The following is a 26,285-nucleotide window of genomic DNA, read 5'->3' on the forward strand; positions in this document are numbered from 1 at the left end:
GTACTGGCAGGGTCTAGCAGGCGTCAGGGTTGGGACCTGACGCCTGCCGCTTGTAGCGCCGGCCAAGGGTCGGCATAGGCCGGGTTAGTGACAAAATGTGCATCGGTCAGGCTGTGCAAAAAGGCCAGCACGGCGGCGCGTTCTTCTGGCGTTAAATCAAAGCCTTTAACGAAGTTACTTTTGGCCGGATGCAAACGGCCGTCGCCCTGCCATGGCCCTTGTGTGTTGTTGCGGCCACCTTGCTGATACAAATCCAGCACTTGTTCCAGCGTCGCCACGCTGCCGTCGTGCATATAAGGCGCAGTCAGCGCGATGTTTCTCAAGGTCGGCGCGCGAAACCGACCGTCATCGCCGGGTTGCATGGTCAGTTCTGCCAGGCCACGGTCTTTGTCAGGGTACCCAAGCCCTTCCACTTGCTGGCGGGCGGTAAAATACAAACCGGTGTTATGAAAAGGCCGGCGGTCCAGCGGTTGTTTTTCATGGCTGGTCGACTGGGTGAAATTAAAGCCACCATGGCAATGGTGACACTCGAGCCGCTCAGAGAAAAACAGGTTCATACCGTTGATTTGCTCTGGCGTTAAGGCGTTGTCGTCGCCCTGATAGGCGTAGCGGTCAAAAGGCGATTGTAGCGAAATCAGGCTGCGGACAAAGCTGGCGAGGGCCTGCGTCACAAGTTGAAAACTCACTTCTTCATCACCAAACGCAGCGTCGAATAACGCCGGATAAGGTTCACGCTGCAGTTGTTGCAGCACTTGCGCTTCATGGCCGCTGATCCCAAGTTCAACCGGCTGCTCGCCAAACATCGGAATGAGCAGCTGCTGCTCGATGTGTTGCAGCTCCGGATGGGCCCAGGTCAGGGTTTTGTTATAAGCCACATTTACCAGCGCTAAGGCGTTACGCCGGTGTTTCTCGCCGGTGCTGCCGGTGGAAACGCTGCTCGGTTCGGCAAATGCGCTGGCCTGCTGATGGCAACTGGCACAGCTTTGCTGACCATTCCCGGATAACGCTTTGTCGTAAAACAGATAGCGGCCCAATTCGGCTTTGGCAGCGGACATCGGATTGTCCGCCGGCACTGCGGGTTTGGGGAAACCTTCTGGCAACGGCCACTGGTAAGGCTGAGGGGCCGGCGTGCAGCTCAGCAGCCCGGTCAACGCCAGCACCACAGCGGCTTTTGTCAGCGCAAACCGTCCTAGTGTTATTGCCATAAGCCTTCCACTGCTGAAGCCGTAACTCCAAGCCGCGGCAATAGCTGCTGGCAACTGCGGGTTTGTGGGTCAGACATACAGGAATTCTCCCCGTTTGCCCCAAAATCCTGCAGCAGCGGCGCCAGATCCAAAACCAGCTGTTGCTGGCCGCTATACTGCAATTGGACTTGCAGCTGATTGGGCTGCTGACATGGCGTGCTGGGAGCCCGCATCACACTGGGGCCTTTGCAGCCGGTCGAGCCCAGATGCAGCGACCAGTTGGCATGGCCGGTTAAATCCAGCCGCAGGAATTTATAGCCGTGTTGCCAGCTCCAGTGCATATCGGTTTGTTGCAATGGCGGCGTGGCCAACAATGGGTTTTGATGGTTCAGGTCAGCCGGCACTCCCAGTGTGAAGTTGAGTGGCCCTGGAGTTAAGGCAGTGGCCAGCGGGATCTGCCATTGGCCGAGGTCATTGCTCTGGCAGTCAATACCCAGCAACACCAGCCGGTCATTACTGTACGGGCCGGGCGTTAGAGCGATAGGTTTGGTCTGGTGGAAATCGCTTAAAAACAACTGTAATTGCGAGAGCTGAAAAGTCTGGCCGGCCAGCGTCATGGGCGAATCGCAGCGCAGCGGCTGGCCTTGCCACTGCAGTTGTAGTTGCAGCGGTGCCGGGTGCTGCGGTTGGCAACCGCCCAGCACAACCAGCAGAAAAATTGCGCAAAAATTAATAATTTGTTTACTGTTTTGCATTTTCGTATTTATATATGATGGTCAGAGCCACCTTAACAAATAGCGGATAAAACGCAACGTTTTTACCTGCTGTGCCGGAGTCGGAACCATGCCACATCGCCCAGCTTTTTGCCTGTTCAGGCTCAAACAGCTCCCCCTGCTCACCAGCCTGCTGTTCAGTGCTGCAGCACTCAGCCACGCTGAACATGACCGCGCCCGTTTTGTCGCGCCAACCGGTAAAGATGCAGGCCGCTGTGACAGCCCGGTACGCGCCTGCCAGAGCATCAGTTATGCCGTGCAGCAGGCCAGTAAAGGCGACCGGGTGCTGGTCGCTGAAGGACAATACAAAGTACAAAATGCCGACGATTTATTTTATCTGACCAGCAAATTAGTGCCGGTGTTGGGCGGTTACAACAAGTTTGACCATTTCCTCGATCAGGCGCCGGGCATCAACAGCACCATTCTGACCGGGGTGCCGGATGCATACATCGGCCAGCTACAACTGCAGGGTTTTGTGGTGGTCAATGACGGTTTTTCGCAGCGTTTTGCTGATAGTGCCGCCCTGGAACAAACTCAGCAACAGCTTCAGCAAAGCCAGGGCCCGACGCCTTGTGTGGATGGTAAGGCCGGTATTTATCCTTGTAAAAACATTGATTTGGTCAGCCACGTGGCGCTGGCGGATATCAGCCTCAAACCTGGCGCAGCCAACGATATCTGGGGCCATACCGACCTCAATACCGGCACTGAATACGCCATTATTGGTCTCAATAATGGCACTGCAGTGTTTAGCCTGGCTGACCCGGCCGCACCAAAAGAAGTGGGCGCTATTGCCGGCAGCCGTACGTCCTGGCGCGACATCAAAGTGCTGCAATATTACGACGACAGTCTGGCGCGCTGGCGGGCTTATGCTTACGTCAGCTCGGAAGGCTCGGACAATATTCAAATTCTCGATTTAAACCAATTACCAGGCTCGGTACGGCTGGTCGCTGCTGACAAAGCTGTAACTTCAGCACACAACGTCTATATCAGCCATGTCGACTACACCACCAACACCGCGCTCGATGGCCTGGAACCAACGCTGCATATTGTCGGGCAAAAAACCGTTGGCGGCGCTTTTACCACTTATGGCCTGAAAAATCCGGAAGCGCTGACGCCTTATTATCTGCACAGCAATGGCGTACGCAGTGACTATACCCATGACGCAGCGTCGATGGTGGTTGACGACAACAGGGCGCAACAAGGTTGCCAGCGCAACAGCTGTACCGTACTGATGGATTTTAACGAACAGTCGGTGCGGTTATGGGATATCACCACCCTGACCGGCGCCGGCGCGCTCGCTGATTTAACCTACCCGAATGCGAGTTATGTCCATTCCGGCTGGTGGAGTGAAGACAAACGTTTTGTGTTTATTCACGACGAACTGGATGAACGTGATTTTGGCCTCAATACCACAGTGCGGGTGATGAATGTTGATAACCTGAAGCAGCCGGTCATTGTCAAAGAATGGACCGGGCCGACCGGCGCCATCGACCACAACGGTTATACCCGTGGTAATCGGTATTACATTTCGAATTATCAGCGCGGCACCACCATTTTGGATATCACCAACCCGGCCAATCCGGTTGAAGCCGGCTTTTTTGATTCTTTCCCATCCAGCGATAGTGCGGCTTTTAATGGCGTCTGGGGCACTTATCCGTATTTACCTTCTGGCCTGGTGATTTCGGCAGATATTAACAGTGGCCTGTTTGTGCTGCGGGATCAGACTAAACAAAGCACAGCCGGTCAGGTCAGTTTTGTCACGCCAGCCAGCAACCTGAAGGCTGGTGAAACGGCCGTGCTGAAAGTGCGCCGGCCCTCTGGCAGCGGTGCAGTCAGTGTCGGCTGGGAAACCCTGAACGGTTTTGGTATCGGGCAAAATACTCAGCTTGGCAAAGGCCGGCTGAATTGGGCGGCGGATGATTTCGCCGACAAAGAGATCCGCATTGCCGGTAATACGCAGTGGGCGGCACATGCCAGTTATTTTGTCCGGCTGTTTGACCCGCAAAACGGCCTGACGTTGGGCTCACCTTCTTATCATCAGGTGACCATCGGCAGTACTGGTGCCCAGCTGGGCGCCGCTGGTTTTCAGCTCAGTACTGTCACGCTGGAAGAAAACGGCGGCCCGGTCAGCGTCAAAATCGGCCGCTTTGCCGGCAGCAGCGGCGCGCTGACCGTGAGCTATCAACTGAAAGATGATAGCGCTAAAACCGGCAGCGATATTCAGCAAAGCAGCGGCACATTGAGTTGGGCTGACGGCGATACGGCAGATAAAACCGTCACTTTGACGCCAATCGATGACAGTTTGCTGGAGAGCGAGGAGCAACTCACCTTGCAACTGAGCGGCACTGTGGTGACGGAGCGCGCCAGCTTGCTGATAAAAATTCGCGATAATGAACAAAACCGTAAACCTGAAGTACAGGTTGGTTTTCCGGCAGAAGTAAACGCCGGCGCTCAGGTCAGCTTAAAAGCGCAAGCGACAGATCCGGACGGTGATACGCTGACTTACAGCTGGACCCAAGTCAGCGGCGACACAGTGAGCCTCAGCAATGCATCGACTGACAGCGCCAGCTTTATCGCGCCAAACCGCGACGCCGATCTGCAGTTCAGTGTCAGCGTGATGGATAGCCGCGGCTTGGGCACATCGGTCACCTTCGGCATTAAAGTCAAAGGCACAGTGACGACCACCACGCCGGTCAATAACGGCAGTTCCGGTGGTTCTGGCGGTGTGGTCGGGTTCACACTGCTCGGTTTGTTGTTGCTGCGGCGCCGGCCTTAATCATCTGTCGCCTTGTGCTCCGCGCTCAGTCGCTGATTTCCTGCGATTGAGCGCTGCAGCTGCTGTGACTGCCCTGGAGTCACTGCGGTAAATCAGCGGCTATGGTAAGCTCGTGGTTTTTGCCGGAGCGCCATCCCTTGTCCCATACCACCCAACCGCAGGACCATCCAATCAAAGGCATTCTGGCGATGTTGCTGGCGGTGCTGATGTTTTCCGGTATGGATGCGGCGATGAAGACGCTGACCGAACATTACAGCGCCATGCAAATTACCTTTTTCCGCGCTGCGTGTGCCTGGCCTTTTATCGTGGTCTGGCTGGCTACGACAGGCCGGTTGCAACATTTGTTGCAGGCGCGCTGGTCGCTGCATCTGCTGCGCGCGGTGCTCGGCATTGTGATGCTGGCGTCGTTTATTTATGCCGTCAGCGTGCTGTCGCTGGCCGACACTTACAGTATTTTCTTCGCAGCGCCGTTGCTTATTACGCTGTTGTCGGTCTGGTGGTTAAAAGATCATGTCAACAGCCGGCAATGGCTGGCCATTGTGGTGGGCCTAGCCGCAGTGATTTACATGTTAAAGCCGTCCGGAGATGGCTTGTTAAGCCTCGGCGCGCTGATGGCATTGCTGTCGGCACTCTGTTATGCCATTTCCGCCATCACGGTGCGGGTGCTGGCGAAATCAGATTATGCCGGCAACATGGTGTTCTGGTTAATGACGATGATTGGCATCGGTGCCGGTTTACTGGCGCTGCCAGACTGGCAACCGCTGCAATGGGCTTTGTGGCCGTATTTTCTGGCGATTGGCATCACCGGCGCTATTGGTCAGGTGTTTATCACTGAAGCGTTCCGGCTGGCGCCGCCTTCAGTGATCGCACCTTTTGAATACACAGCTTTAGTCTGGGGCTTAGGTTTTGATATTGTGCTGTGGCAGGTCTGGCCGACCGCCAGCATGTTGCTGGGGGCGGCCGTGATCATGTTAAGCGGGCTTTACCTGATTTGGCAGCAACAGCGCAGTTAAACGCTGGCGTGCCGCAAATCTGCGGTTAAAACGCCATGGTTGAGTGGTGCTGCTTCATGCGATGCTTCGCGATAAGGGTCTGCCAATGCCGCTTGTTGCCAGGCCACCATACCCTGCAGGCTCAGCAGTTGCTCAATATAGGCCTGAGCTGCCGCTGGTAAAGGCAAACCGTAACTCTGCACCCGAAACGCTACCGGTGCAAAAAAGGCGTCGACAGCAGTAAAAACGCTACCGGCCAGAAAAGGGCCGCCAAAACGTTGTAATCCCTGTTGCCAAAGCTCGCTGAGTCGGTCTAAATCGGCCTGCAATGCCGGGCTGATTTGATGCAGTTGTACCCGAATGCCGACACTCATCGGGCAGGTGCCACGTAAAGTGGTAAAACCGGCATGCATTTCACTGGCGGCACAACGGGCAAAAGCCCGGGCTTTGGCATCCGTCGGCCAGACGCCGGCATGCCGCTCAGCCAGATATTCGACAATCGCCAGCGACTCCCAAATCACTTCGCCGTCATGGTGCAAACAAGGCACTTTGCCGTTTGGCGCGAAGTTGCGGAATTTCTGCCGGTTATCAGGCCCGTCAAAACGGCTATGTTGCTCGTTAAAAGGGATGCCAAGCTCTGTCAGCAGTAACCAGGGCCGCAGGCTCCAGGATGAATAGTTTTTGTCGGCGATAAAGAGTTGATACATCACGCTGCCCTGCAAATGTTATTGTGTTGTAACAGAACATACCCGCCGCACCTGCCAGATTCAAGAGTGCCGGCCGAATTAAAACACCGGATCCGGCCGTTGCAAAGCCGGATAACGCTGATAAAACGCCTGCATCTGACCATTTTGCCATAACAGCCTAACTCTTTGATCCCAGTATGTTTTTAATTGGCGTCCTTGTTCGGTCGGGCTAAAGCCGACGTAAACCGGTACTTCTGCCAGCCAATGTTGATGTAAGCCGGCGTCTCTAAGTTGTTTCTCGACTGCTGTTAAATCGCCGGATTCGGCCAGATAGACTTCAATACGGCCGGCTTGCAGGAGCTGAATGGCGTGGGCCGGATTTTGCACTTCAAAGCCCTGTGCCTCGAACCCCAGCGCCGCCGCATAGTTATAAGCTTTCTCCCAGCCAAGTTGTAGGGTTGGCAGTCGCGCCAAAGTTAAGTCTGTACGTGCCAGCCGGTCTGGCCGATAGACCGCGATTATCGTATCGGTATCATAAGCTAAAGTAGAGGATTCCAGCCCAAAGCTGTGGATATCAGCATGAGTCAGACCAAAGGTTAAATCTGCCTGACCACGTTTTACCGCGAGCCAGGCGCGACCCAAATCGTTGGGTTTAATCACCAGCGGATATTGGTCTTGCGGCAGCACCAAACGGGCTAACGCAAAATAAGCCCCGGAGCCGTCGGCGTTGGTAAAGCCCGGCCACAGACTGGTTTCAATAATGACAGGTCGTGCAGCTAAAAAACTGCTCAGACACAACAGCAGAACGCTGCAAAGTAGTTTCATTGCCGGCTCCGGCAGCGCACAAGGAGCAATGAAACAAGCATAGCCGGCCGTGGATGACCACGGCCGTTTTATCGGGGATCACTGCGAACTTTTTTGCTGTGCGGCTTTGCGGGCAGCATGCTGCTTTTCAGTCAGAGCTTTGATTTTTGGCATCAGGTTTTGCATTTGTTCCTGCATCATCACCATAGTGCCCTGAATGAGCTCTGGCTGGCGCTTCAGCATTTTCTGACCGGCTGGCGACTGATAAAACTCAATAATGTCCTGCAGTTCGGCTTCACTGAACACGTTGCCATATAAGGCGATCAGCGGTTCTTCCAGCTTGTCCCAAGACATCTCGGCACGCACCAGAGCATTCATTTCCTGCATATCTTTCTGAATTTGCGGATCTTTTTCGACATCAAGGCCACTGCTTGCCAGCATCTGGGCCGTCATTTGGTCCATATTCTGATAGGCCTGATCCATCATGTTGGCGGCCTCAGTGACCTGCAGGAATTTTTCAATAGTGGCGCGGGTGGCTGGTTCGGCTTGTGCCTGCAGACTGAATAACAGCGCTGCGGCGCAGCTGAGTAATTTGATACGCATAACGACATTTCCTTATCTGTGGGTTGCCACCACCACTTTGCGGAAAAATAAACAAATTTGCAACCATTTGTCAGCGCTGTAGTCGCTGTTGTAACAGCTCGACAAAACGCCGCACTTTTAGTGGCCGGTGTGAACCGGGTGGATATACGGCATAGATGCCGCCGGCTGGCAGTTGCCACTGTGGCAGGACATGCACCAGCTGGCCGCTGGCGATGAGTGGCCGTGCCGTGTAGTCGGTTAAAATCCCTAATCCGGCATGTTGCAACAGCAATGCCTGAATGCTGGCGGTGGCGCTGACGGTAAAACGACTGCGAAATTGCACTTCCACTTGTTGCCCGACGTGACTGAAATTCCAGTGCAGCGGTGCACGCAGCTGATTAAATGCGATCAGCGGATGCGCCGCTAAATCAGCCGGCTTTGTGATCTCTGCATGCTGCGCCAGGTATTGTGGTGTCGCCAGCAGCCACTGGCCAAAGTCACCGAGTTTATGCGCTTTTAGACTGGAATCGCGCAGCCAGCCGCCACGAATAGCGAGGTCAATCCCCTCTCGGACTAAGTCGCGCACCTGGTCACTGCTGTGTAGTTCGATGTCGAGTTGCGGATGTGACTGGCTGAATTCTAATAACACCGGCAGCAAAATCTGATTGGCATAGTCCTCAGGCGCGGTCAGCACCAGTTTGCCGCTCAGCACACTGTCTTGCTGTTGCAACTGCTGCAGTTCAAGCTGCAGCTGTTCATACAATGGCAGACACTGTGCCACTAACTGCTCACCAGCGCTGGTCAGGCTGACCTGGCGCGTGGTGCGGCGAAACAATGCCACACCCAGTTGTTGTTCCAGCGCTTTAATTTGCAGGCTGATTTTAGTTTTGGTACAGCCGAGCCGTTCTGCCGCCGCAGTGAAACTGCCGCTGTAGGCCAATGCCTGCACCAGTTGCAGACTGTTTAAATCCAGCATGTTCAAATCCACTTAATTGTTTTAATTATCATGACAGTGAATTGTGAATTAGGCTATTTTTCGATGTTAATCATAGGCCGATAATAACGTCCATCCCGGCCGGCATCGACAGGATGCCAGCCGACCTTTCAGACTATTATCGGAGCAAAACTATGCAAATCGTCATTATTGGTGCCAGTGGTTTTATCGGCAGTGCGTTAACAACAGAAGCGTTGCAGCGCGGTCATCAGGTGCGCGCGTTGGTGCGGGATGCCGGCAAACTGACTGCGTTGCAGCAACAATATCCGCAGCAGCTGGAAGTGATCAGCGTGGACGTGCTGGACAGCGCGGCGTTATTAGCCGCTCTGGCGCAACCACAGTTAGTGATCAGTGCGTTCAGCGGCCACAGCGACGCCGACGTTGCCGGTTATTACCAACGCGGTTTTGCCAATATACTGGCTGCGGTGAAACAAAGTGCAGCGGAACGTTTTCTGCTGGTCGGCGGTGCGGCTTCATTGTTGTTGCCGGATGGCAGCAAGTTACTGGACAGTCCGGATTTCCCGGCGGCATATCGCGGAACAGCAGAAAGCGCTTATGCCGCCCTGCAACAGCTGCGTGCAGAAACTACGTTGAACTGGAGCTACTTATCGCCGGCAGCGGAGATTTTCCCGGGCCCTGCAACGGGTCAGTTCCGCATCGGTGGCGACCTGCTGCTGACCGACGCCGAAGGCCGCAGCCGGATCTCGACCGGTGATTATGCTATTGCCCTGCTGAATGAAGCAGAGCAGCCGCAGCACAGTCGTCAGCGTTTCAGCGTGGCTTATTGAGGACTGAGCTGACCTCCACCTCCCGGAGAGCGCAGATTTGATCCGGTCTGCTAGGATAACAGTATTGCTTGTCCTTCACTGACAGCCCCGTGGTCGCGCGGGGCTGCGTTATCCGGAGTTTGTATGCAATATCATTTCCGTGCCGAAGCTTTCCAAATCGCTAATTACGTCAACATCGGGCTTTTTGTGCTGAGCCTGGTGTTTAGTTTTGTCTTTGCCAGCTGGTTACCAACTTTGCTGATTGGTCTGCCGGCGGCGCTGGTGCCCTGGTTTTTGTTGCAATCGCTGGGTGATCAGGCGCTTACCCGCATCTCCTATGGCATCAGTTATATGTTATTTGCTGCGCTGCATATTCATTTAGCGCAGGGCATGCTGGAAATGCACTTTGGTATTTTTGTGCTGCTCGCCATTCTGATCGCATTTCGTGATTATCTGGTGGTGCTGGTCGCCGCAGGTTTTATTGCGGTGCATCATTTGTTGTTTATGTGGCTGCAAGCCGGTGGTAGTGCGGTCTTTGTGTTGCCGCCGAATGAACTCAGTTTTGACATTGTGCTGTTGCATGCTGCTTATGTCGTGGCCGAAACCGTGGTGTTGGTGTTGATTTGCCGCAATAGCTTAAAAGAAGCGCAGCAGGCGGAATTCTTCCTACAAAGCACTGAACAGATGCTCGATGATGATGGGCGTATTTGGTTACAAAGCAGCAAACCAGAAGCAGAAACCCGCCTGACACGTAACTTTGGCAAAGTGATACAGACCTTGCAACAAACCGTGACCACTATTAATTCAGCCGTCACCACGCTGACTAAAGAAACTGAAACTCTGGTGTATGAGGGTAGTACCTTATCCAATCGCATCAGCAATAAACTGCAGGAAGTGGAACGGATTGCGACTGCAACTGAACAAATGTCGATGTCGATTCAGGAACTCGGTGAATCGGCCCGCGAGGTGTTGGTGCTGGCGCAGGATTCATCCGGTGCCGCCAATGACGGCAAATCGGTGGTTGATAAAACCATCAACAATATCAATAGTTTGTCTGGCACGTTGGAGCAAACCAAAGTCAAGGTCAACAGCATGGCCAGCTCCACTTCGGAGATTAAAGGCGTGCTGGATGTGATCCAGTCGATTGCTGAACAAACCAATTTGCTGGCGCTCAATGCTGCGATTGAAGCGGCGCGAGCCGGTGAACAAGGCCGTGGTTTTGCCGTGGTGGCTGACGAAGTGCGTAATCTGGCGTCGAAAACCCACAAATCTACCGATGAAATTAAGCAGATGATCGCCCGGCTGGTGCAAAGCAGTAATGAATCGGTGTCCGCGGTGGAACAATCGCTGCAGGAATTGCAGGCGACCGTCAACACGGCCGGCGAAAGTCATCAGGTGCTGAGCGGTATTCAGCAGCGGGTGGAACAAGTGCTGGGGTCTGCCGATCTAATGTCCAGAACGCTGGAGCAACAAGGCCTGGCCAGCGCCGAAATCGCCCGTTCCACTGCAGAGCTCATCACCTTAGCGAGCGAACAACAGGTGCAGGGCGCTAAAGTCACTGATATTGCTCATCATGTTGAAGCGATCACTGGTGAACTCAGTGAAAAAGCCGAGCGTTTTGTTGTTAAACATTAAACGCCAATGGCTGCTTGGGTTAGGGCTGGCCTGTTGGGCACTGATCTCACTGTCTGTATTGGCGGTGTTTGAGCAACAACGTTATGGCGTGTTTGATCCAACAGGACGGCTGCAACAACTGCAGCCACGCGCGGCAATGCCTGCTGGCAATTTGCTGGTTGCCGTTATAGATCCACATTGTAGTTGTGCCCGCGCAGCACGGGCCCATTTGCAACAACTGAAGCAACAAAACCCTGGACTGGTATTGCAAGAATTGACGCCGGCGCAGTGGCGTCAGTATGGCACTGCCTTACCTGCTACACCTGCGGTGTTGTGGTATCAGCAACAACAATTGCGTTATGCAGGCCCGCTGGCGCAAGGCCCCTTGTGTGCCAGCAGCAGTGATTTATTGCTGCCTTTGCTGCAGGGGAAGCAACAACTGGCCGGGGTCTGGTTGAATTCAGAAACTGTTGCTTGCCGGTGTCTGTCGTGAGCGGGTGAAAATTGCCACGTCCTGACCCTTCCCGCTCTGTTATTCTGCAGATTGTTACGGCATGCTGGCTAGACCAATCAACAGGAGTGACTGATGCGCTACCCTCAACTGAAGTTATTTCATAACCCACAAAGTCGCTCTGCCGGTGTAAGGATTTTGCTGGAAGAGCTGGCTATTCCCGCCGAGTTTGAGCTGGTCGATTTTAAAGCGCCGGAAAAAAGCGCTGCGTTAATGGCTGCCAATCCGCTTGGCAAAGTGCCGACGCTGATCGCTGATGGTGCTGTGGTGACAGAACAAGTGGCAATTTATCAGTTTCTGGCCGAACTGAACCCGGCAGCGGGTTTAAGCCCGGCGGTCGGTGATGCGCTGCGGGGCCCTTATCTGCGTGCACTGGCGTTTTATGGCAGCAGTTTTGAACCGGCGATGATCGACAAAGCGTTGAAACGCGACAGCGGTCAGCCCGGCATGAGCCCATATGGCAATCAGGCGGCGGTCGAGCAATGGGTGCGTAGCCAGTTGCAAGCAGGCCCCTGGTTTTTGGGTGAACAATTCACTGCGGTGGATTGCCTGTGGGGCACGGCGCTCGGCTGGATGACCCGTTTTGGCTTAATCGAAGCCACGCCGGAGATTGCCGCATATCTGGAAAGATTTGCCGCCCGGCCGGCGGTGCAACGTGCCCGCGCTTTAGATCAGGCGCTGCTTGCCGGCTAAGCAGGCGGATGCGCCGGATTTATAACACCGGCGCATCAAACTGTTCCGGCTCGTCGCTGTAGACACAGACGTTCCAGTCGGCTGCCAGACCATCTTCTGCCAGGCAATAAGTTTGGAAAAACTGTTGGATCTCCGCGCGCTGACAATGCGCTTCAAACGCTGCCATGTCGGCCCAGATCTCATTAAACACAATCGGAAAGCCCGAACCAGGCGCAAAGTCAGACTGGATCTGTCGGGTCACCCGATACTGCAGGCAGCCATCTTCGCGTAATGTATTGGGTTCCAGACTTTGTAACACACGGAATAACTCGACGGCTTTGCCCGGTTTGGGCTTAAACTCAGCAAGACAATAGACTTTTTTTGACATGACGGGTTCCTTATCGGGACGAAATTCGGCAGGCTAATGGCCGGTTAAACTGGTATGGCCAGCACAAAATGCTGCGTGTTGGCGAAAAGTGGAGAAATTTAGCATGAAGTTTCAGGATGTGATGCAACAATTCGCCGCCACTGCGGCCGATGAACGGCTGATTGAGGTGCCGGCGCATTGGGGTCAGGGCCGCGCTGTGTTTGGCGGCATGGCCGCGGCATTGGCGATGGCGCATCTGCAAAGCGTTATTCCGGCCGGGATGCCGCTGCGTTCGGTATCGGTGTCATTTGTTGCGCCACTGAACGGCGGCGAAGCTGTGGTGCGTCGCCGCATTCTGCGTCAGGGCAAATCAGTGCTGCAGGCGCAGGTGGAAATTGAGCAGGCCGGTCAGGTGGCCTTAGTGGCGCTGGCCAGTTTTGGTGCGTCGCGGCCGTCGCAGCTCAGTGTCAGTGCCGTCACAGCACCCGTCTGGACTACACCAGGCATCTGTTTGCCAGACAGTGAGATGGCGCCGGAATTCACCCGCCATTTTGATTATCAAATTCAGCAAGGCAACGCGCCATTCAGCGGTGGCAAAAGCCGTACGCTGGGTGGTGCCATCCGCTTTCGCGGCGAATTTTCTGAACAAGTGGGCGTGCCGGAACTGCTGGCGCTGGTCGACGCCTGGCCGCCGGTTAGTCTGGGATTGATGTCAGGCCCGGCACCGGCCAGCTCCCTGACCTGGACGCTGGAATTATTGCCGCAGGCCCAGACTTTCAGCGGCAGTGACTGGTGGAGTTATCTGGCGAATATCGAACATGGCGCCGACGGTTATCATCATATCGAAGCCAAATGCTGGGCACCTGATGGTTCTTTAATCGCCATTAGTCGCCAGACTGTGACGGTATTTGCCTGACCTGTTAGGAAAGCAGCGTCGCTAAGGCGCTGAATTTGTTATGCTTGGCAGCGTTTTCATGGAGGATGTATGACGCTGTTTGCATTTGTCACGCTGGCACTAGCGCTGCTGACGCCCGGATTTCAGCTGCGGTTTCAATCTGCGACTGTGCCTGTTTGCTCTGTGGGTTTTGCTTTGCTGGCTTTAGGGTTGGCCTGGCAGGCCAACCTGGTCAGCCTGATCGCCGCAGTGCTGCTGTTACTGCAACTGGCGCTGGCGCTTTGGCTGAGAACAGGCCCTGCGCCTCGTTGGTTAACAGGTTCCGGCTGGGTGCTGCTGGTCTTACTGGCGCTGGCAACTGCTCTGCATTGGCTGCCCGGTATCCGGAATCCGTTATTGGTGGATGCGCAGCAACTGACGCCGGACGCTATTCCTTACACGCTTTACGCCAATTTCGATAAAGGCTGGGCCGGCTTGTGCCTGCTGCTGGCACTATGGCCCAACCAGCAACAAGGTGATTTATGGCAGTGTTACCGACGCGGTTTTTGGCCGGTGTTGCCATTGACGGTGTTTGCGGCACTGGGGTTGGCGATTGGTCTTGGTCTGGTGCAGCTGGCACCGAAATGGCCGGATTTCTGGTTGAGTTTTATCGCCTGCAATGTGCTGCTGACTTGTGTGGCGGAAGAAGCGTTGTTTCGCGGTGTATTGCAGCGCACGCTGCGGGATTGGCTGGCGCTGCGCGGGCACACTGCGCAAAACGCCAGCTGGCTGGCGATAGCACTGATCAGTGTGTTATTTGGGCTGGCCCACCTCGCGGGCGGCTGGGCTTATGCAGGTGTCGCCGCCGTCGCCAGTATTGGTTATGGCTGGGCTTATCAGCGCAGTGGCCGGCTTGAAGTGGCAGTGCTGACCCATTTTGCCGTCAACCTGCTGCATTTTGGTCTGCTGACCTATCCGATGCTGCGCTGATCTGCAGCCTTCAGGTATCATCGGGGTTTTGCCCCGCTTCTGACAGGGAATTTCCGGCTGATGTTGCGCATCCTGCATACTTCTGACTGGCATTTAGGCCAGTTTTTTATCGGTAAAAGCCGCGAGGCGGAACATCGGGCATTTTTCCGCTGGTTGTGTGACACCATCAAAACACAGCAGATTGATGTGATGCTGGTAGCCGGCGATATTTTTGATACCACCACGCCGCCGAGTTATGCCCGTGAGCTGTACCATCAGCTGATTGTCGATATGCAGCCGCTTGGCGCACAGCTGGTGCTGTTAGGTGGCAATCACGACTCAGTCGCTGTGCTTAACGAAAGCGCCGAATTGCTGCGTTGCCTCAATACCTCAGTGGTGCCGGGTTATGTCACTGAGATTTCCAACCATCTGCTGACTTTACACAACAAAGCCGGTGAGCCGGCAGCGGTGCTGGCTGCTGTGCCTTTTTTACGGCCACGCGATTTGTCGCAGCGGGCCGATTTTCGTAGCAGTAGTGGTGTGGAAGCAGCCGAAAAACAGCTGCAATTACAGCACCAAATCAGTCAGGTGTATCAGGAACTCTATCAGGCGGCGCTGCAGCAGGCCGACGCTTTATCGCCCGGAGCGCCCTTGCCGGTGATTGCCAGCGGCCACTTAACCACAGTTGGTGCCAGCAGCACGGAATCGGTGCGGGAGATTTACATCGGCACGCTGGACGCTTTGCCAGCCAGTGCATTTCCGCCTTTTGCCTATATTGCGCTGGGTCATATTCATCAGGCGCAAAAAGTGGGTGGCAGCGAATTTATCCGCTATAGCGGCTCGCCTTTGGCGCTCAGTTTTGATGAAGCGCGGCAGCAGAAATATTGCCTGTTGATCACGCTCGACGCCGGCACCGATACAAATACCGTGCAGGTCGAGGCCTTGCCGTTGCCGCGTTTTCAGCCACTGTGTTCGGTCAAATCTGATCTGGCGAGCTTACCGGCGTTATTAACGCCGGAACTCCAGAACTTAGCCGACGGCCAGCGTTTATGGCTGGAGCTGGTGCTCTGCGGCGACAGTGCCTTGTTATCCGACGTACAACTGCAGCTGGAACAATTACTGGCGCCTTTGCCGGTTGATTTATTGCGGCTGCGTCGTGAAAGGCCAGTCACTGCCGCCGGCATCACTGACAGTGGTCTCAGTCTGCAGGAACTGACGCCAGCGGATGTATTCGCTGCCCGGCTGGCGCAGGAAGAATTGTCCGATGAGATGCAGCAGCGCATGGAGCAGCTGCATCGGGAAGCGCTCGATTTGCTACAGCAGGCTGAATCTGAGGAGCAACCCTGATGCGGATTTTGTCGGTACGGCTGCAAAACCTCAATTCCTTACGCGGCGAATGGACAGTCGATTTTCGTGATCCGGCCTTTGCGCAAAGTAACTTATTTGCCATCACAGGCCCAACCGGTGCCGGCAAAAGTACCTTGCTTGATGCGATTTGCCTGGCGTTATATCACCAGACACCAAGGTTAAAAGTATTAAGCCAGACCAGCAATGAGCTGATGAGTCGCCACACCGCCGAATGTCTGGCCGAAGTCGAATTTTCGGTGCGCGACCAGCAGTACCGCGCCTTCTGGAGTCAGCGCCGCTCGCGTGGTGCGGTCGATGGCAATTTGCAGGCGGCGAAAGTTGAGCTGGCGAAGGCAGATGGTGAGATCCTCACCGATAAATCCAATGAAAAACTTAAATTAACTGAGCAACTGACCGGTCTCGATTTTGCCCGCTTTACCCGCTCGATGTTGTTGTCGCAAGGCAATTTCGCTGCGTTTTTAAATGCCAGCGCCAATGAACGGGCGGAGCTGTTAGAAGAGCTGACCGGCACCGAAATTTATGGTCAGCTGTCGATGCAGGTGTTTGAACAATGCCGCACGCTGAAACAACAACAAGAGGTGCTACAGGCGCAGCTGCAGGGCATCAGCCTGTTGTCAGCTGAGCAGCTCGCGCTGTTGGAACAGCAGCAACAACAGTTATTGACGGAGCATCAACACAGTCAACAAGAGCTGGAGCAGCTACGCCTGGCACAGCAATGGCAGCTGCAACTGGCGCAAAGTCAGGCACAGCAACAACAGGCCAGTGTGCAGCTTCAGGCTGCAGAGGCTCAGGCAGAAGCCGGCAAAGTCGGTCTTGCCAAACTGGCGCTGCATCAGCAGGTGTTGCAGCTACGACCTTTGTATCAACAGCTGCTGCAGGCGCGCGAACAACGCGGTCAGGCGGAGCAGGAACTGCATGCTACTCAAAGTAAGTTACAGCAACTGTATCCGTTGTTTTCCGCTGGCCGGGCCTTGGGGCTGGCGGATAGTCAGCAACAAGTTCAGACGCTACAACAACAGCTGCAGCAACAGGACAGCACGCTGCAGCAACTGAGTATGCAGCTCAGTGCTTCGCCGGACGCGACAGTGCTGGCTACACAGCTGGCGCAGCAGCAAGCGGGCATCGATACAGTGCAGCGTCAGCAGCAGGAATTACAGACGCTGCAACAACAGCAACCCGCGCTGGAACAACAACTACAAGATTGTGTCGCTCAGGCCGAACAGTTGAAAACTGCTCTACCGCAGGCTGAAGCCCGGCTGTCAGAGGCGCAGCAGCAGGCAAAGCAGCTGGCCGTGCAGCTGCAGAGGTTAGCGCCTGCTCAGATCCAGCAACAACTGCAGTTGTTACACCCTCAACTGCAACAATTGCAAAAAGCTGCGCTACAGGCGGCGCAAGGCTGGCAACTGCAACAGCAATTACTCGTGCTGGGCAGCGAACAGGCTGAGTTGCAGCAACAACTGGTGGAAAAACGTCAACAATACAAAGCGCTGCAGGCGGTGTTGCAGGATAAAGAAACCATTCTGGCGCAACAGCAGCTGATCAAAGAACTCAGTGAATACCGCGCGGCATTAAAAGCCGGAGAAGCCTGTCCTTTGTGTGGCAGCACAGACCATCCGGCGGTGACGCATTATCAGCAGCTGGAGCCAACAGCGCAGCAACAACAGGTGCTGCAGCTGCGGCAACAACTGGAGCAGCTCAGTAATGATGGGGCGGCTTTCAGTGCCCGGCAGCAAGCGCTGACCCAGCAACAACAGCAGTTCCAGCAGCAGTTGAACAGCTTGCTAACCGGCCTGACAGCAGTGCAGCAACAGTGGTTTGCGCAGGGAACCGGCGTTGAGTTCAGCAACGCAGTAACTGAATTACAGCAGCAAATCAGTGCCTTACAACAGCAAGCCGATCAGGCGCAACAGCTGCAGGCGCAGCAGCTTGTAAAGCAAACAGATGTACAACAGGCGCAGCAACAGCTGCAACATGGTCAGGCCGCGCTGGAGCTGCAGCGTCAGCGCTACAAACAGTTGCAACAGCAACAAAAGCAGTTAGAGATACAGATCAGACAGTTACAGCAGAGCGTGACCCAGGTGCTACAACAATTGGCGACAGCACTGGGCTGTACTGCAGAGGTGACAGTATGCATACAGGCACTCGACGCTGGTCGCGCGGAACTGCAGCACATTCAGCAGCTGCAACTGCAACAACAACAGACGCAGCAGCAATTGCAGCACCTTCAGCAGCAAGGGCAACAAGCCGGTTCGCTGTTGACGCAGTGGCAGCAACTACAGCAGCTGCAGTTGCCAGAACTGGCGACATTGTCGGAACGGCCGCAGCCACAAAGCCTGCAACTTTGTCAGCAGCAGGCACAGCAGATCGAACGATTGCAGGCTAATGCCATATTACAACAGCAGCAGTTCAGCAAATGGCAACAACAAAGTGCCACGCTGCAGCAGGACTGGCTGACACAGGCGCAGCATGCTGGTTTTGCCAGTGAAACGGCCTATTTAATGGCGCAGCTCAGCGAAGCGCAAAAAGCTGAATTAGAGTTGCAACAACAACAGATCCTGCAGGCGCGGACTGAGGCCAACGCCTTGCTGGTGCAGGCGCAGCAGCAAGAGCAACAATTACGCGCACAGCCGCCGGTTGATGCCGAAGCCACGGATCTGGCCAGCCGGATAGAACAGGCACAGCTGCGCCAACAGCAGCAGCAACAGCAACTGGGCGAGCTGAATCAGCAACTCAAACAGCAGCAGGAACTGGCGCAACAACAGGCTGGCCTCTATCAGCAAATTCAGGCGCAGCAGGCGCTTTATCAGGACTGGCAACAGCTGAACAGTCTGATTGGCTCGGCCGACGGCGCCAAATACCGCCGTTTTGCCCAGGGGCTGACGCTGGCACAGCTGGTGCAGCTCGCCAACCGGCAGTTGCAGCAGCTGCACAGCCGCTATCAGCTGGCGCGTAAAGCCGACAGCGAGCTGGAACTGCAGGTGCTGGACAGCTGGCAGGCCGACAGCGCACGTGACACCAAAACCTTATCCGGTGGTGAGAGTTTTCTGGTCAGTCTGGCGCTGGCGTTGGCTTTGTCGGAGCTGGTCAGCCATAAAACCCGGCTCGAGTCGCTATTTCTAGATGAAGGTTTTGGCACTTTGGACCCGGACACACTGGAAAGCGCTTTAGCGGCGCTCGATCAGCTGCAGTCCGGCGGTAAGATGATCGGCATCATCAGCCATGTCGAAGCGTTGAAAGAACGCATTCCGGTGCAGATTAAAGTGCATAAACAAGCGGGTGCCGGCTGGAGTACGCTGGAGTTGCCGCAAGTCTGGTGACTTAGACCTGTACTGGCAGACTTGCACGGCCGGACCAGCGTTCTGGCTTACTCTTTAAAGCGGTTTTGGTAGCGCAGCCGCCAGATCAGCAGGCCACAAAGGCACAAAATAAACGCTGAGGGGTATAAAAATTCGTTGTCGAAGCGGAAAAACAGAAAGGTACCGCTGCCGAAATATAAAAAAGGTTGCAGTTCATATAACCAGAAAGGAATATGGAACAGCCCATCTCCGCCGGATTTTGCGTTCAGCCTGCGACGTTCTGCCCGCATGATCCATACCAAAGCCCCCGAATTGATGAACAATACACCCGCCCAGGCGCCCAGCGGATGCGGTAACAGGGCAAAACAGGCGACCCCTGCCAGTAAATAAAGATAGGGCAAACTTTCATACATCTGCGACGGTAACATCTGAATACCTCAGGCGGCGATGACTAAACCTCCAGTCTTGTACTGTAATCTGACATAAAAGTAAAATCTGTTAACAATTCAGTTGCTTTGCACTCTTGATCATTGATTTGCCAGGCCTCAGATCTGAGATAACCTGAATTTTAACGATGTTTTACCAAGGGAATTTTAAATGCTGAAACAACTTCTGGCGTCTGCAGGCATCGGGGCCTGCAAAATCGATACACAGCTGCAGTCGAATCAATGTGAGCCTGGCGGGAGCCTGAAAGGTCAGATCCTGATCCAGGGCGGCGCGGTCGCGCAACAAATCAATGGCTTTAGTCTGGCGCTGATGACGCGGGTTAAAGTCAGCACTGACAACGGCGAGCATTACCAGAATTTCTGTCTGCAACGTTTTCGACTCAGTGACGCCATGCAGGTCGAGCCTGGCAGCCAGCACCGCATTCCGTTTGAATTGCGCCTGAGCGCGGAAATTCCGGTGACGCATTTGCCACATCACACCGTTGGCAAAGTCTGGCTGTGCACTGAAGCTGATATAACCATGGCGCTGGATCCGTCCGACAACGACTTATTGCGTATCGACGCCTCGCCGCTGGTGCTGAACAGCATCAGTGCGATGCTGGAGCTTGGGTATCAGCTGCAAAAAGTTGATGTCGAAAAAGGTTATCTGCAGGTGCCTGGCAAACGCAGCCAAAGTGGCTGTTATCAGGAATTTGAGTTCCGGCCGCGCCAGTGGTTGTCCGGCGTGAAAGAAGTCGAGTTGTCTTTTATTCCGGACGGCGCCGACACATTACTGCTGGTCGAAGTAGACCGGACTTTCCGTGGTGACAGTTACCGTACGGTGCGGTTGTCGCCACAAGCCAGCACCTCACAAATCCAGCAGGCACTACGCGGCATTCTGGGCTAAGCCGGGGGCAGACCTGAGACTTGCACCGCAGCCTTTTCACCGGTACAACTAACAGCATGATCTGTTTTGCTGCCGGTGGAAACGCGGATGCGCTACCTGTTGTTGTTTGTCCTGCTATTGCCTGCCGTTGCCAGCGCGGCTGAGTTTGTGCTGACGCCGCTGATTTGCGTGCAGCAAAAACACCACAGTTGCGCCATCACCCTCAAAGTGCGCTGGCAACAAAACGCCCCGGCCTGTTTGTTTTTACCGCCGCAAAAGGAACCGCTGCTGTGCGGTCCGGCCGGGTTGCAACAAGAACTGGCGCTACAGCTCAACAAAGACAGCCGGTTTGAACTACGCACGGCAGACAGCAAGCAAATGCTGGCCGAGCGCACCATCAAAGTGTTGACCATCGATTTTAATGCCGGCGACAAATTACTAAAACGCAGCCGTTGGGGCAGCCAATGAGCCGGCAACATATTCTGCTGGTCGAAGATGACCAGGAACTGGCGAAGCTGGTGGCGGATTATCTGCAAAGTGAAGACTACAGCGTCGTGGTGTGCAGCAATACGCTAAAAGCGAAAAAACTGCTTGCCACACAAGGCTTTGACCTGATGATTTGTGATGTGATGTTGCCCGGCAGCAGCGGTTTTGCGCTGGTCCAGCAAATTCGCAGCCAGTTTAAAGGCCCGATTTTGTTTATGACGGCGCAGACCACAGTGACAGCTCAGCTGCATGGCCTCGAGCTCGGCGCGCAGGATTATCTGCTCAAACCAATAGACCCGAGGTTGCTGCTGGCAAAAATCCGCGTGTTTTTACCACTGCCGCAACAACAAGGGCTAGCCAATCCGGTATTGCAACAAGACAACCTGCGGATAGACCGGCTGTCCGGTCAGGTTAGCCTCGCCGGTTCGCCGCTCAATCTGACCAACGCCGAACTGCAGTTACTGATCACATTGCTAGAGCATTTTCCGCTCGCAGTGTGCCGGGAACGGCTGTTTCGCGAACAGCTCAATCGTGAATATGATGGCGCCGATCGCACTATCGACGGCCGGGCCTCTCGCTTACGCAAAAAACTGCAGGCGGTGGACCCGCGCTGGAATATCCGAAATGTCTGGGGCCAGGGCTACAGCATCAGCGTCAGCACAGCCGGAGATGCCGGATGAGTGCAACCTTACTGCGTTTTTATCTGGCGGTGGTGCTGATGGTGCTGCTGTTATTTTTCAGCCTGAACCAGCTGTATAGCTGGGTCTATCAGGGCGACCACATGACCGTAGCCGCCCGCACTATGCTGCACAACGTGTATCAGCACAGTCAGGCTGACCATCAGCTCAGTTGCCGCCTCAGTATCGACAACGATTGCGCCGGCAGTCTTTATATGGTGATCCCAAAAGATCTATGGCAACCGCAGCCAGGTGTCAGTTATAGCATTGAAGTGTTGCGCGACGGCGACGGCAATGCTTCGATGTGTGCCGAAATGGCCAACGGCGACCTGATGTGTTTAAGTGAGCTCAATCTGCCGCAAGGTGCTGATTTTACGATTGATTTGGTGCATGTATTTCTGGTGTTGCTGCTGTTGGCGCTGTTTTGGTTCAGCCGCAATGTATTTAAAGATGTGGAAACTTTGCGCGTTAGTGCGCTGAAAGAAGTACGGCAGGGCCGCTTGCCGGATTTTCGCCTCAGTAAACAATCTTACCTGCAACCGCTGGCCCGCTCCCTGACACGGATGAACCAGACCATCACCAATCTCAATCAGCTGCAGCGTGAAATGGCGGATACGGTTTGCCACGACATCAAAACCCCACTGGCACGGTTGCGCTTTATTTTGCATGGCATGGAAAGCCGGATGAGTGATGGTCAATATGCCCAGGTTCAGCGCAATCTGCAGGAAATTGAAGACAATGTGTATGATTACCTGCGCCTGGCGCAGCAGGATTTTCGCGCCGATCTGGAGTTGAGTCAGGTGCAGCTCAGTGCTGTGGTGGCCGAATTGCTGGAAAAATTTCGCGCCAACACCGAGCACGAACTGAGCTGGGACGGCGACAGCAGCCTGATCATTCAGGCCGACGCCAAATTGTTAGCCCGGGCTTTGTCGAATTTGCTCAGCAACGCGCTGCGCCATTGTGCGCATCAGGTCCGCGTTGAACTGAGCCGGCATGGTAGTGACTGCAGGATTGATATCAGCGACGACGGTGCCGGCTGGCAGCAGGCGGTGCACCGCAACGATCAGGTGCCGCATCACGGCATTGGCCTCGCTATAGTGCGGCGGGTTGCGCATCAGCATGGCGGTGAACTGTTGCAGTTGGAGCGGCCGGGCGGCGGTGCTATCGCCCGCTTACAGTTGCCGGTAGGGAACAATACCGACACTGGTACAGCGGCGCCTGCTAAGCAATAATGACCGCTGGGCCCGGTGCGCATGCCGGTATGCTTCGGCAGGAGATCAAGTTGTACAGAAACGCTCTGACGCATTTTGTTGCCTTTTGTTTGGCGTGGTTTGGGTTGCTGGCTCCGGGCGGGGTGATTGCGGCAGCAGGTTCTGCTGTGCAAACCGTGTATTACCATGGCGTGGCGCGTCAGGATTATTACACTGAGCTCCTGCAGCTGGCGCTGAGTTACCCAAGCGGCAAAGCATATCAGCTGAAGGCTTCCGGCCTGTTTATGCCGAAACAACGGGCTTTTGATCTGATGAATGCCCGAGGTGGCATTGATGTGCTGTTCGGCAGCGTCAGCCATGAGCGTTTGCAGCATTACCGCGGTGTCCCTTTTGCTATTTTAAAAGGTTATAACGGCTGGCGGGTGGCGCTGATTAACCGGCAAACACCGGATATCCTCAAAGGCATCCACAGTAAACAGCACCTTAGACGGCTTACCGCGGGTCAGTTTCTGACCTGGAGTGACACGCAGATCCTGCGCAGTAATGACCTTAAAGTCGAAACCAGCGCCGACGGCCATGGTTTGTATGGCATGCTGGAGCGTCGTCGTATCGATTATTTCCCGCTTTCCGTGTTGGAAGTCGCCTATGAGCTCAGCCTCCACCAGAATTCCCATCTGATGATAGACCCGCATCTGCTGTTGATATACCCCACCGCCACCTGGTTTTATGTTGCCAAAGACAATAACGCGCTGGCGGACGCCTTGCTGCAGGGCTTGCAGCAGGCCGAGCGCGACGGCAGCTTCGAGCGCCTGTTTCAGCGCCATTTTGGCGCCGCGCTGCAACAGCTGAATCTGGATACCCGCAGTCGCATTCTGTTGGACAATCCGCAATTGCCGGCAAACCTCAGCACAACACGACAGTCAGGCGCCATCCCTCAGCGTTAGGCCCTTAACGCATAAAACGGCTGAACCACCGGGGCGAAACCTCTGGTATGCGCGACCTGCAGCGCGTCGATATCATAACGCCAGTTTGCTTCGACCACCCAGACCTCATCTGGACCCACCGCAATATCCCAGCCGACAGTTTTCAAAAATGGCATGGTTTTGTGGACGCCAGCGACTGTCGCCAGCACTTTTTGCCAGCACGGCAGCACAAAAAGCTGCAAATTGACGCCAGTCTCCGGGTGTCGGCTGATTTCTGTCATGACAGGCCAGTGTCGATTGCACACACATTTCGTCGACAACAGGCAACCGTTGTTAACGTCCACTGCCGCAATCAGGTTGCCGCTGGCACCGTGACAAAAATTGTCGGTTTGATTTTGACCGCAGATGATGCGAAAAAAAGAGCCGATGGCCCGAACTTCGCCCTGTTCGATCACAGAGACGACCCGAATAGTCGACAGATGCGGTGATCCTGTGAGTTGACGGATCTCCGGATGATTCACCAGCTGCGGCTGTACCAGCAGCGTAATACCACGTTGTACTAACTGAAATGTCTGCTCGGCAAAATCTGTTATGTTGCAGTAGCCCTGTGCCGTCATGATTTTGTCGCCCTGCCGTTCAAAGGCAAAGGCGTTCTGACCATGGGAGCCGCTGCGTGGTTTGGTAAAGTAACGACCATCGGGCAAATACTGCACCAGTTGGCTGGCACAATGGAGTTGCGGTACGTCTGTTGTCTGTTCATGGTCGGGTCTGCATAGCAGGCAGCTAACCTTTGGCGTCGCGACATCGAAATGCATGCAATGTTGGTAAAATGCGAACTTGTCGTCTGAGAGTAAACGCCCCTGCACTGAAGCCTGGCTGGCCAGCACATGTTTAAAGGGTTCATTTTTGAGAAATTGCGCCCAGTCTTTGACAGCGACTCTGGGCAATTGATAAATCGTGAAATCGCGGGCACCAATACCATATTTCAACCGGCAGTAGACAGGTGCAGCGATGAGCCAGAGCGTACTGAACCCACGAATTTGACTGCAAGCGTAAAGGGTGGCGTGCAGATAATCCCGCAGTATCCAAATCCATTGATGTTTCATGCGACACTCCATCGTCCTGGTTAATTTTTATCCACACACCAGTGTAGCCAACACAGCTGAATTGGCGAGTGGAGGCAACAACATCTGGACGCTCGCAGGTCCTCTGGTCCGTTGCTGTTGAAGTGTTGTTGTCAGGCTGATTGGGTTGCCAGCGCCGTAGAGCATGACAAATGTCATTCTGCTTTGCTGACAACACAGACTATTCCCTGCGTCCTGGCTCGGTTAAGCTGTGTCCAATCGTGCAAATCCAGACTCGGCGTGGAGGCAATAATGACAGTGCAGTTAGACGGCAAGTGGAGCTGGGTTTATCTGGTGAATCTGGTGTTTTATCTGGTGCCGTTGTTTTATCTGCCGCTGGCGCCGTGGCAAATCGCCGTCGCAGTTACTGTGCTAGCGGCTTTTGTCTGGTGTTATTTCTGGGCCTACCGGGTGCCGACGGCGCGAATGCAATGGCCAGTGCTGTGTATGCTGGTGCTGGCGATTGGCGTGACACCGCTCAATCCCGGCAGCATTTCTTTATTTGCATATATTGGCTTTTTCCTCGGCTTTGCCTGGCCGTTACGTCAGGCCATAGCTGCAGTAACTGCTGTGCTGTTGATCATGGTTGCTCTGAATAGCTGGCTGGGTTTTAAGGGGCCGTATTTCCTGCTCTATGGTGGTTTATTGCTGGTGGCGGTCGCGAGTTTTGGTTTGCTGGAGCGGCAGCGGCAAATGCGGCTGCGCCAGCAACAACGTAGTCAGGAAGAAATCACCCAGCTGGCACAAATGGTCGAGCGCGAACGTATTGCGCGGGATTTACATGACATCATGGGCCACAGCTTATCGAGTATTGTGCTCAAGGCAGATCTGGCCAAAGCCTTACTGAAAGCCGGCCACAGTGAAGAGGCGGCTTTACATCTGACTGAGCTTGCTCAGGTCGCGCGTGATTCGTTATCACAGGTACGGCAGACCGTTTCAGGTTATAAACACAAAGGGCTGTTGGCGGAAGTCAGCACTCTGGCACAGCGCCTGCGCGAACATGGTTTTGCCGTGACGTTGGAAGGCGAAGTGCCAAAGCTGGCGGCGCGCGAAGAGTCGGCCTTGATCCTGGTACTGACTGAACTGGTCACCAACATTTTGCGTCACAGCAAAGGTGACAGCTGCCGCATTAGTTTTCGTGAACAGGATCAAGGTGTTGTGATGGAAGTGGCCGACAATGGCGAAGTGAAAAACTTCGGCTTTGGCAACGGTCTGACCGGGGTCACTGAACGGCTGCACGCGCTGCAGGCTAAGCTGGACTATCAACTGGATGCCGGCTGTCAGTTAAAAATCTGGCTGCCAAACGCCAACAGCCGCTAAGGGA

At 54.7% G+C, this 26,285-nt stretch carries 25 protein-coding genes; 16 read left to right on the top strand and 9 right to left on the bottom strand.

Annotated elements, in window-relative coordinates; genetic code table 11:
* Window positions 1-23: 23 nt before the first annotated feature.
* Both Q399_RS0105045 and Q399_RS21405 read right to left on the bottom strand, forming a co-directional pair.
* The gene (locus Q399_RS0105045; protein ID WP_051685753.1) at window positions 24-1,205 is read right to left on the bottom strand and encodes an MbnH family di-heme enzyme; all 1,182 of its coding nucleotides are present in this window, start codon (window positions 1,203-1,205) and stop codon (window positions 24-26) included.
* Window positions 1,196-1,939, bottom strand: a complete 744-nt coding sequence (locus tag Q399_RS21405) for an MbnP family copper-binding protein (RefSeq protein WP_031566256.1) — start codon at window positions 1,937-1,939, stop codon at window positions 1,196-1,198. Before Q399_RS21405 ends, Q399_RS0105045 begins: the two co-directional genes overlap by 10 nt.
* A gap of 88 nt (window positions 1,940-2,027) precedes the next feature.
* Here Q399_RS21405 and Q399_RS0105060 point away from each other — a divergent pair, with 88 nt between their 5' ends.
* On the top strand, window positions 2,028-4,733 hold the full coding sequence (locus Q399_RS0105060; RefSeq protein WP_031566257.1) for a choice-of-anchor B family protein: 2,706 nt from the start codon (window positions 2,028-2,030) through the stop codon (window positions 4,731-4,733).
* A gap of 137 nt (window positions 4,734-4,870) precedes the next feature.
* Window positions 4,871-5,746 (top strand): DMT family transporter, encoded by an 876-nt coding sequence (locus Q399_RS0105065; protein ID WP_031566258.1) that lies wholly within the window; start codon window positions 4,871-4,873, stop codon window positions 5,744-5,746.
* Here the strand turns inward: Q399_RS0105065 and Q399_RS0105070 are convergent.
* The 4 genes from Q399_RS0105070 to Q399_RS0105085 all read right to left on the bottom strand — a co-directional run bounded on the left by Q399_RS0105070 (window position 5,743) and on the right by Q399_RS0105085 (window position 8,773).
* The gene (locus Q399_RS0105070) at window positions 5,743-6,432 is read right to left on the bottom strand and encodes a glutathione S-transferase family protein (protein ID WP_031566259.1); all 690 of its coding nucleotides are present in this window, start codon (window positions 6,430-6,432) and stop codon (window positions 5,743-5,745) included. The two genes, Q399_RS0105065 and Q399_RS0105070, sit on opposite strands and share 4 nt — an antisense overlap.
* Window positions 6,433-6,510: 78 nt before the next feature.
* Window positions 6,511-7,236, bottom strand: coding sequence for a type 2 periplasmic-binding domain-containing protein (locus tag Q399_RS0105075; protein ID WP_031566260.1), 726 nt, complete (start codon window positions 7,234-7,236; stop codon window positions 6,511-6,513).
* 78 nt (window positions 7,237-7,314) lie between these two features.
* Window positions 7,315-7,818, bottom strand: coding sequence for a DUF2059 domain-containing protein (locus Q399_RS0105080; RefSeq protein WP_031566261.1), 504 nt, complete (start codon window positions 7,816-7,818; stop codon window positions 7,315-7,317).
* A 70-nt stretch (window positions 7,819-7,888) separates the two neighbouring features.
* Window positions 7,889-8,773: a LysR family transcriptional regulator gene (locus Q399_RS0105085; protein WP_037045550.1), complete on the bottom strand. Its 885-nt coding sequence runs from the start codon at window positions 8,771-8,773 to the stop codon at window positions 7,889-7,891.
* A gap of 152 nt (window positions 8,774-8,925) precedes the next feature.
* Between Q399_RS0105085 and Q399_RS0105090 the strand changes: the two genes are divergently transcribed.
* The 4 genes from Q399_RS0105090 (at window position 8,926) to Q399_RS0105105 (ending at window position 12,376) form a co-directional block, all read left to right on the top strand.
* Entirely contained in the window at window positions 8,926-9,579 is a 654-nt protein-coding gene (locus tag Q399_RS0105090; protein ID WP_031566263.1) for an NAD(P)-dependent oxidoreductase, read from the top strand.
* A gap of 123 nt (window positions 9,580-9,702) precedes the next feature.
* The gene (locus Q399_RS0105095; RefSeq protein ID WP_051685755.1) at window positions 9,703-11,193 is read left to right on the top strand and encodes a methyl-accepting chemotaxis protein; all 1,491 of its coding nucleotides are present in this window, start codon (window positions 9,703-9,705) and stop codon (window positions 11,191-11,193) included.
* Window positions 11,159-11,665, top strand: a complete 507-nt coding sequence (locus Q399_RS0105100; RefSeq protein WP_157836226.1) for a DUF6436 domain-containing protein — start codon at window positions 11,159-11,161, stop codon at window positions 11,663-11,665. The genes Q399_RS0105095 and Q399_RS0105100 overlap by 35 nt, the downstream gene beginning before the upstream one ends.
* A 93-nt stretch (window positions 11,666-11,758) precedes the next feature.
* Entirely contained in the window at window positions 11,759-12,376 is a 618-nt protein-coding gene (locus tag Q399_RS0105105; protein ID WP_031566266.1) for a glutathione S-transferase family protein, read from the top strand.
* A 19-nt stretch (window positions 12,377-12,395) separates the two neighbouring features.
* Here the strand turns inward: Q399_RS0105105 and Q399_RS0105110 are convergent, their stop codons facing one another.
* Window positions 12,396-12,743, bottom strand: coding sequence for a putative quinol monooxygenase (locus Q399_RS0105110; RefSeq protein ID WP_031566267.1), 348 nt, complete (start codon window positions 12,741-12,743; stop codon window positions 12,396-12,398).
* Between the two features lie 103 nt (window positions 12,744-12,846).
* Here Q399_RS0105110 and Q399_RS0105115 point away from each other — a divergent pair, with 103 nt between their 5' ends.
* From Q399_RS0105115 to sbcC, 4 genes are all read left to right on the top strand, one after another.
* Window positions 12,847-13,638: an acyl-CoA thioesterase gene (locus tag Q399_RS0105115; protein ID WP_031566268.1), complete on the top strand. Its 792-nt coding sequence runs from the start codon at window positions 12,847-12,849 to the stop codon at window positions 13,636-13,638.
* A gap of 69 nt (window positions 13,639-13,707) precedes the next feature.
* Window positions 13,708-14,586: a CPBP family intramembrane glutamic endopeptidase gene (locus tag Q399_RS0105120; protein ID WP_031566269.1), complete on the top strand. Its 879-nt coding sequence runs from the start codon at window positions 13,708-13,710 to the stop codon at window positions 14,584-14,586.
* 60 nt (window positions 14,587-14,646) lie between these two features.
* On the top strand, window positions 14,647-15,912 hold the full coding sequence (gene sbcD, locus Q399_RS0105125) for an exonuclease subunit SbcD (RefSeq protein WP_245612833.1): 1,266 nt from the start codon (window positions 14,647-14,649) through the stop codon (window positions 15,910-15,912).
* Window positions 15,912-19,250: an exonuclease subunit SbcC gene (sbcC, locus tag Q399_RS0105130; protein WP_031566271.1), complete on the top strand. Its 3,339-nt coding sequence runs from the start codon at window positions 15,912-15,914 to the stop codon at window positions 19,248-19,250. Before sbcD ends, sbcC begins: the two co-directional genes overlap by 1 nt.
* 47 nt (window positions 19,251-19,297) lie before the next feature.
* On the opposite strand, the gene Q399_RS0105135 is transcribed toward sbcC, so the two are convergent.
* Complete coding sequence (locus tag Q399_RS0105135) at window positions 19,298-19,642, bottom strand: hypothetical protein (protein ID WP_157836227.1); 345 nt, start codon at window positions 19,640-19,642, stop codon at window positions 19,298-19,300.
* A gap of 184 nt (window positions 19,643-19,826) precedes the next feature.
* Here Q399_RS0105135 and Q399_RS0105140 point away from each other — a divergent pair, with 184 nt between their 5' ends.
* The 5 genes from Q399_RS0105140 (at window position 19,827) to Q399_RS0105160 (ending at window position 23,858) form a co-directional block, all read left to right on the top strand.
* The gene (locus Q399_RS0105140) at window positions 19,827-20,561 is read left to right on the top strand and encodes a sporulation protein (protein ID WP_031566274.1); all 735 of its coding nucleotides are present in this window, start codon (window positions 19,827-19,829) and stop codon (window positions 20,559-20,561) included.
* Window positions 20,562-20,648: 87 nt separating this feature from the next.
* A complete protein-coding gene (locus Q399_RS0105145; RefSeq protein WP_157836228.1) occupies window positions 20,649-21,008 on the top strand; it encodes a DUF3019 domain-containing protein in 360 nt (119 codons plus the stop codon).
* The gene (locus tag Q399_RS0105150) at window positions 21,005-21,706 is read left to right on the top strand and encodes a response regulator transcription factor (RefSeq protein WP_031566279.1); all 702 of its coding nucleotides are present in this window, start codon (window positions 21,005-21,007) and stop codon (window positions 21,704-21,706) included. Before Q399_RS0105145 ends, Q399_RS0105150 begins: the two co-directional genes overlap by 4 nt.
* A complete protein-coding gene (locus Q399_RS0105155) occupies window positions 21,703-22,935 on the top strand; it encodes a sensor histidine kinase (RefSeq protein ID WP_031566281.1) in 1,233 nt (410 codons plus the stop codon). Before Q399_RS0105150 ends, Q399_RS0105155 begins: the two co-directional genes overlap by 4 nt.
* A gap of 50 nt (window positions 22,936-22,985) precedes the next feature.
* Window positions 22,986-23,858: a substrate-binding periplasmic protein gene (locus Q399_RS0105160; protein ID WP_157836229.1), complete on the top strand. Its 873-nt coding sequence runs from the start codon at window positions 22,986-22,988 to the stop codon at window positions 23,856-23,858.
* Here the strand turns inward: Q399_RS0105160 and Q399_RS0105165 are convergent.
* Window positions 23,855-24,943, bottom strand: a complete 1,089-nt coding sequence (locus Q399_RS0105165; protein ID WP_031566286.1) for a sugar-transfer associated ATP-grasp domain-containing protein — start codon at window positions 24,941-24,943, stop codon at window positions 23,855-23,857. The genes Q399_RS0105160 and Q399_RS0105165 overlap by 4 nt on opposite strands.
* 270 nt (window positions 24,944-25,213) lie before the next feature.
* Between Q399_RS0105165 and Q399_RS0105170 the strand changes: the two genes are divergently transcribed.
* Window positions 25,214-26,281 carry a sensor histidine kinase gene (locus Q399_RS0105170; protein ID WP_037045553.1) on the top strand — a complete coding sequence of 356 codons (1,068 nt, stop codon included), beginning with the start codon at window positions 25,214-25,216 and terminating at the stop codon, window positions 26,279-26,281.
* The last annotated feature ends 4 nt before the right edge of the window (window positions 26,282-26,285 follow it).

It is taken from the genome of Rheinheimera texasensis DSM 17496, from assembly GCF_000711985.1.
GTDB lineage: Bacteria > Pseudomonadota > Gammaproteobacteria > Enterobacterales > Alteromonadaceae > Pararheinheimera > Pararheinheimera texasensis.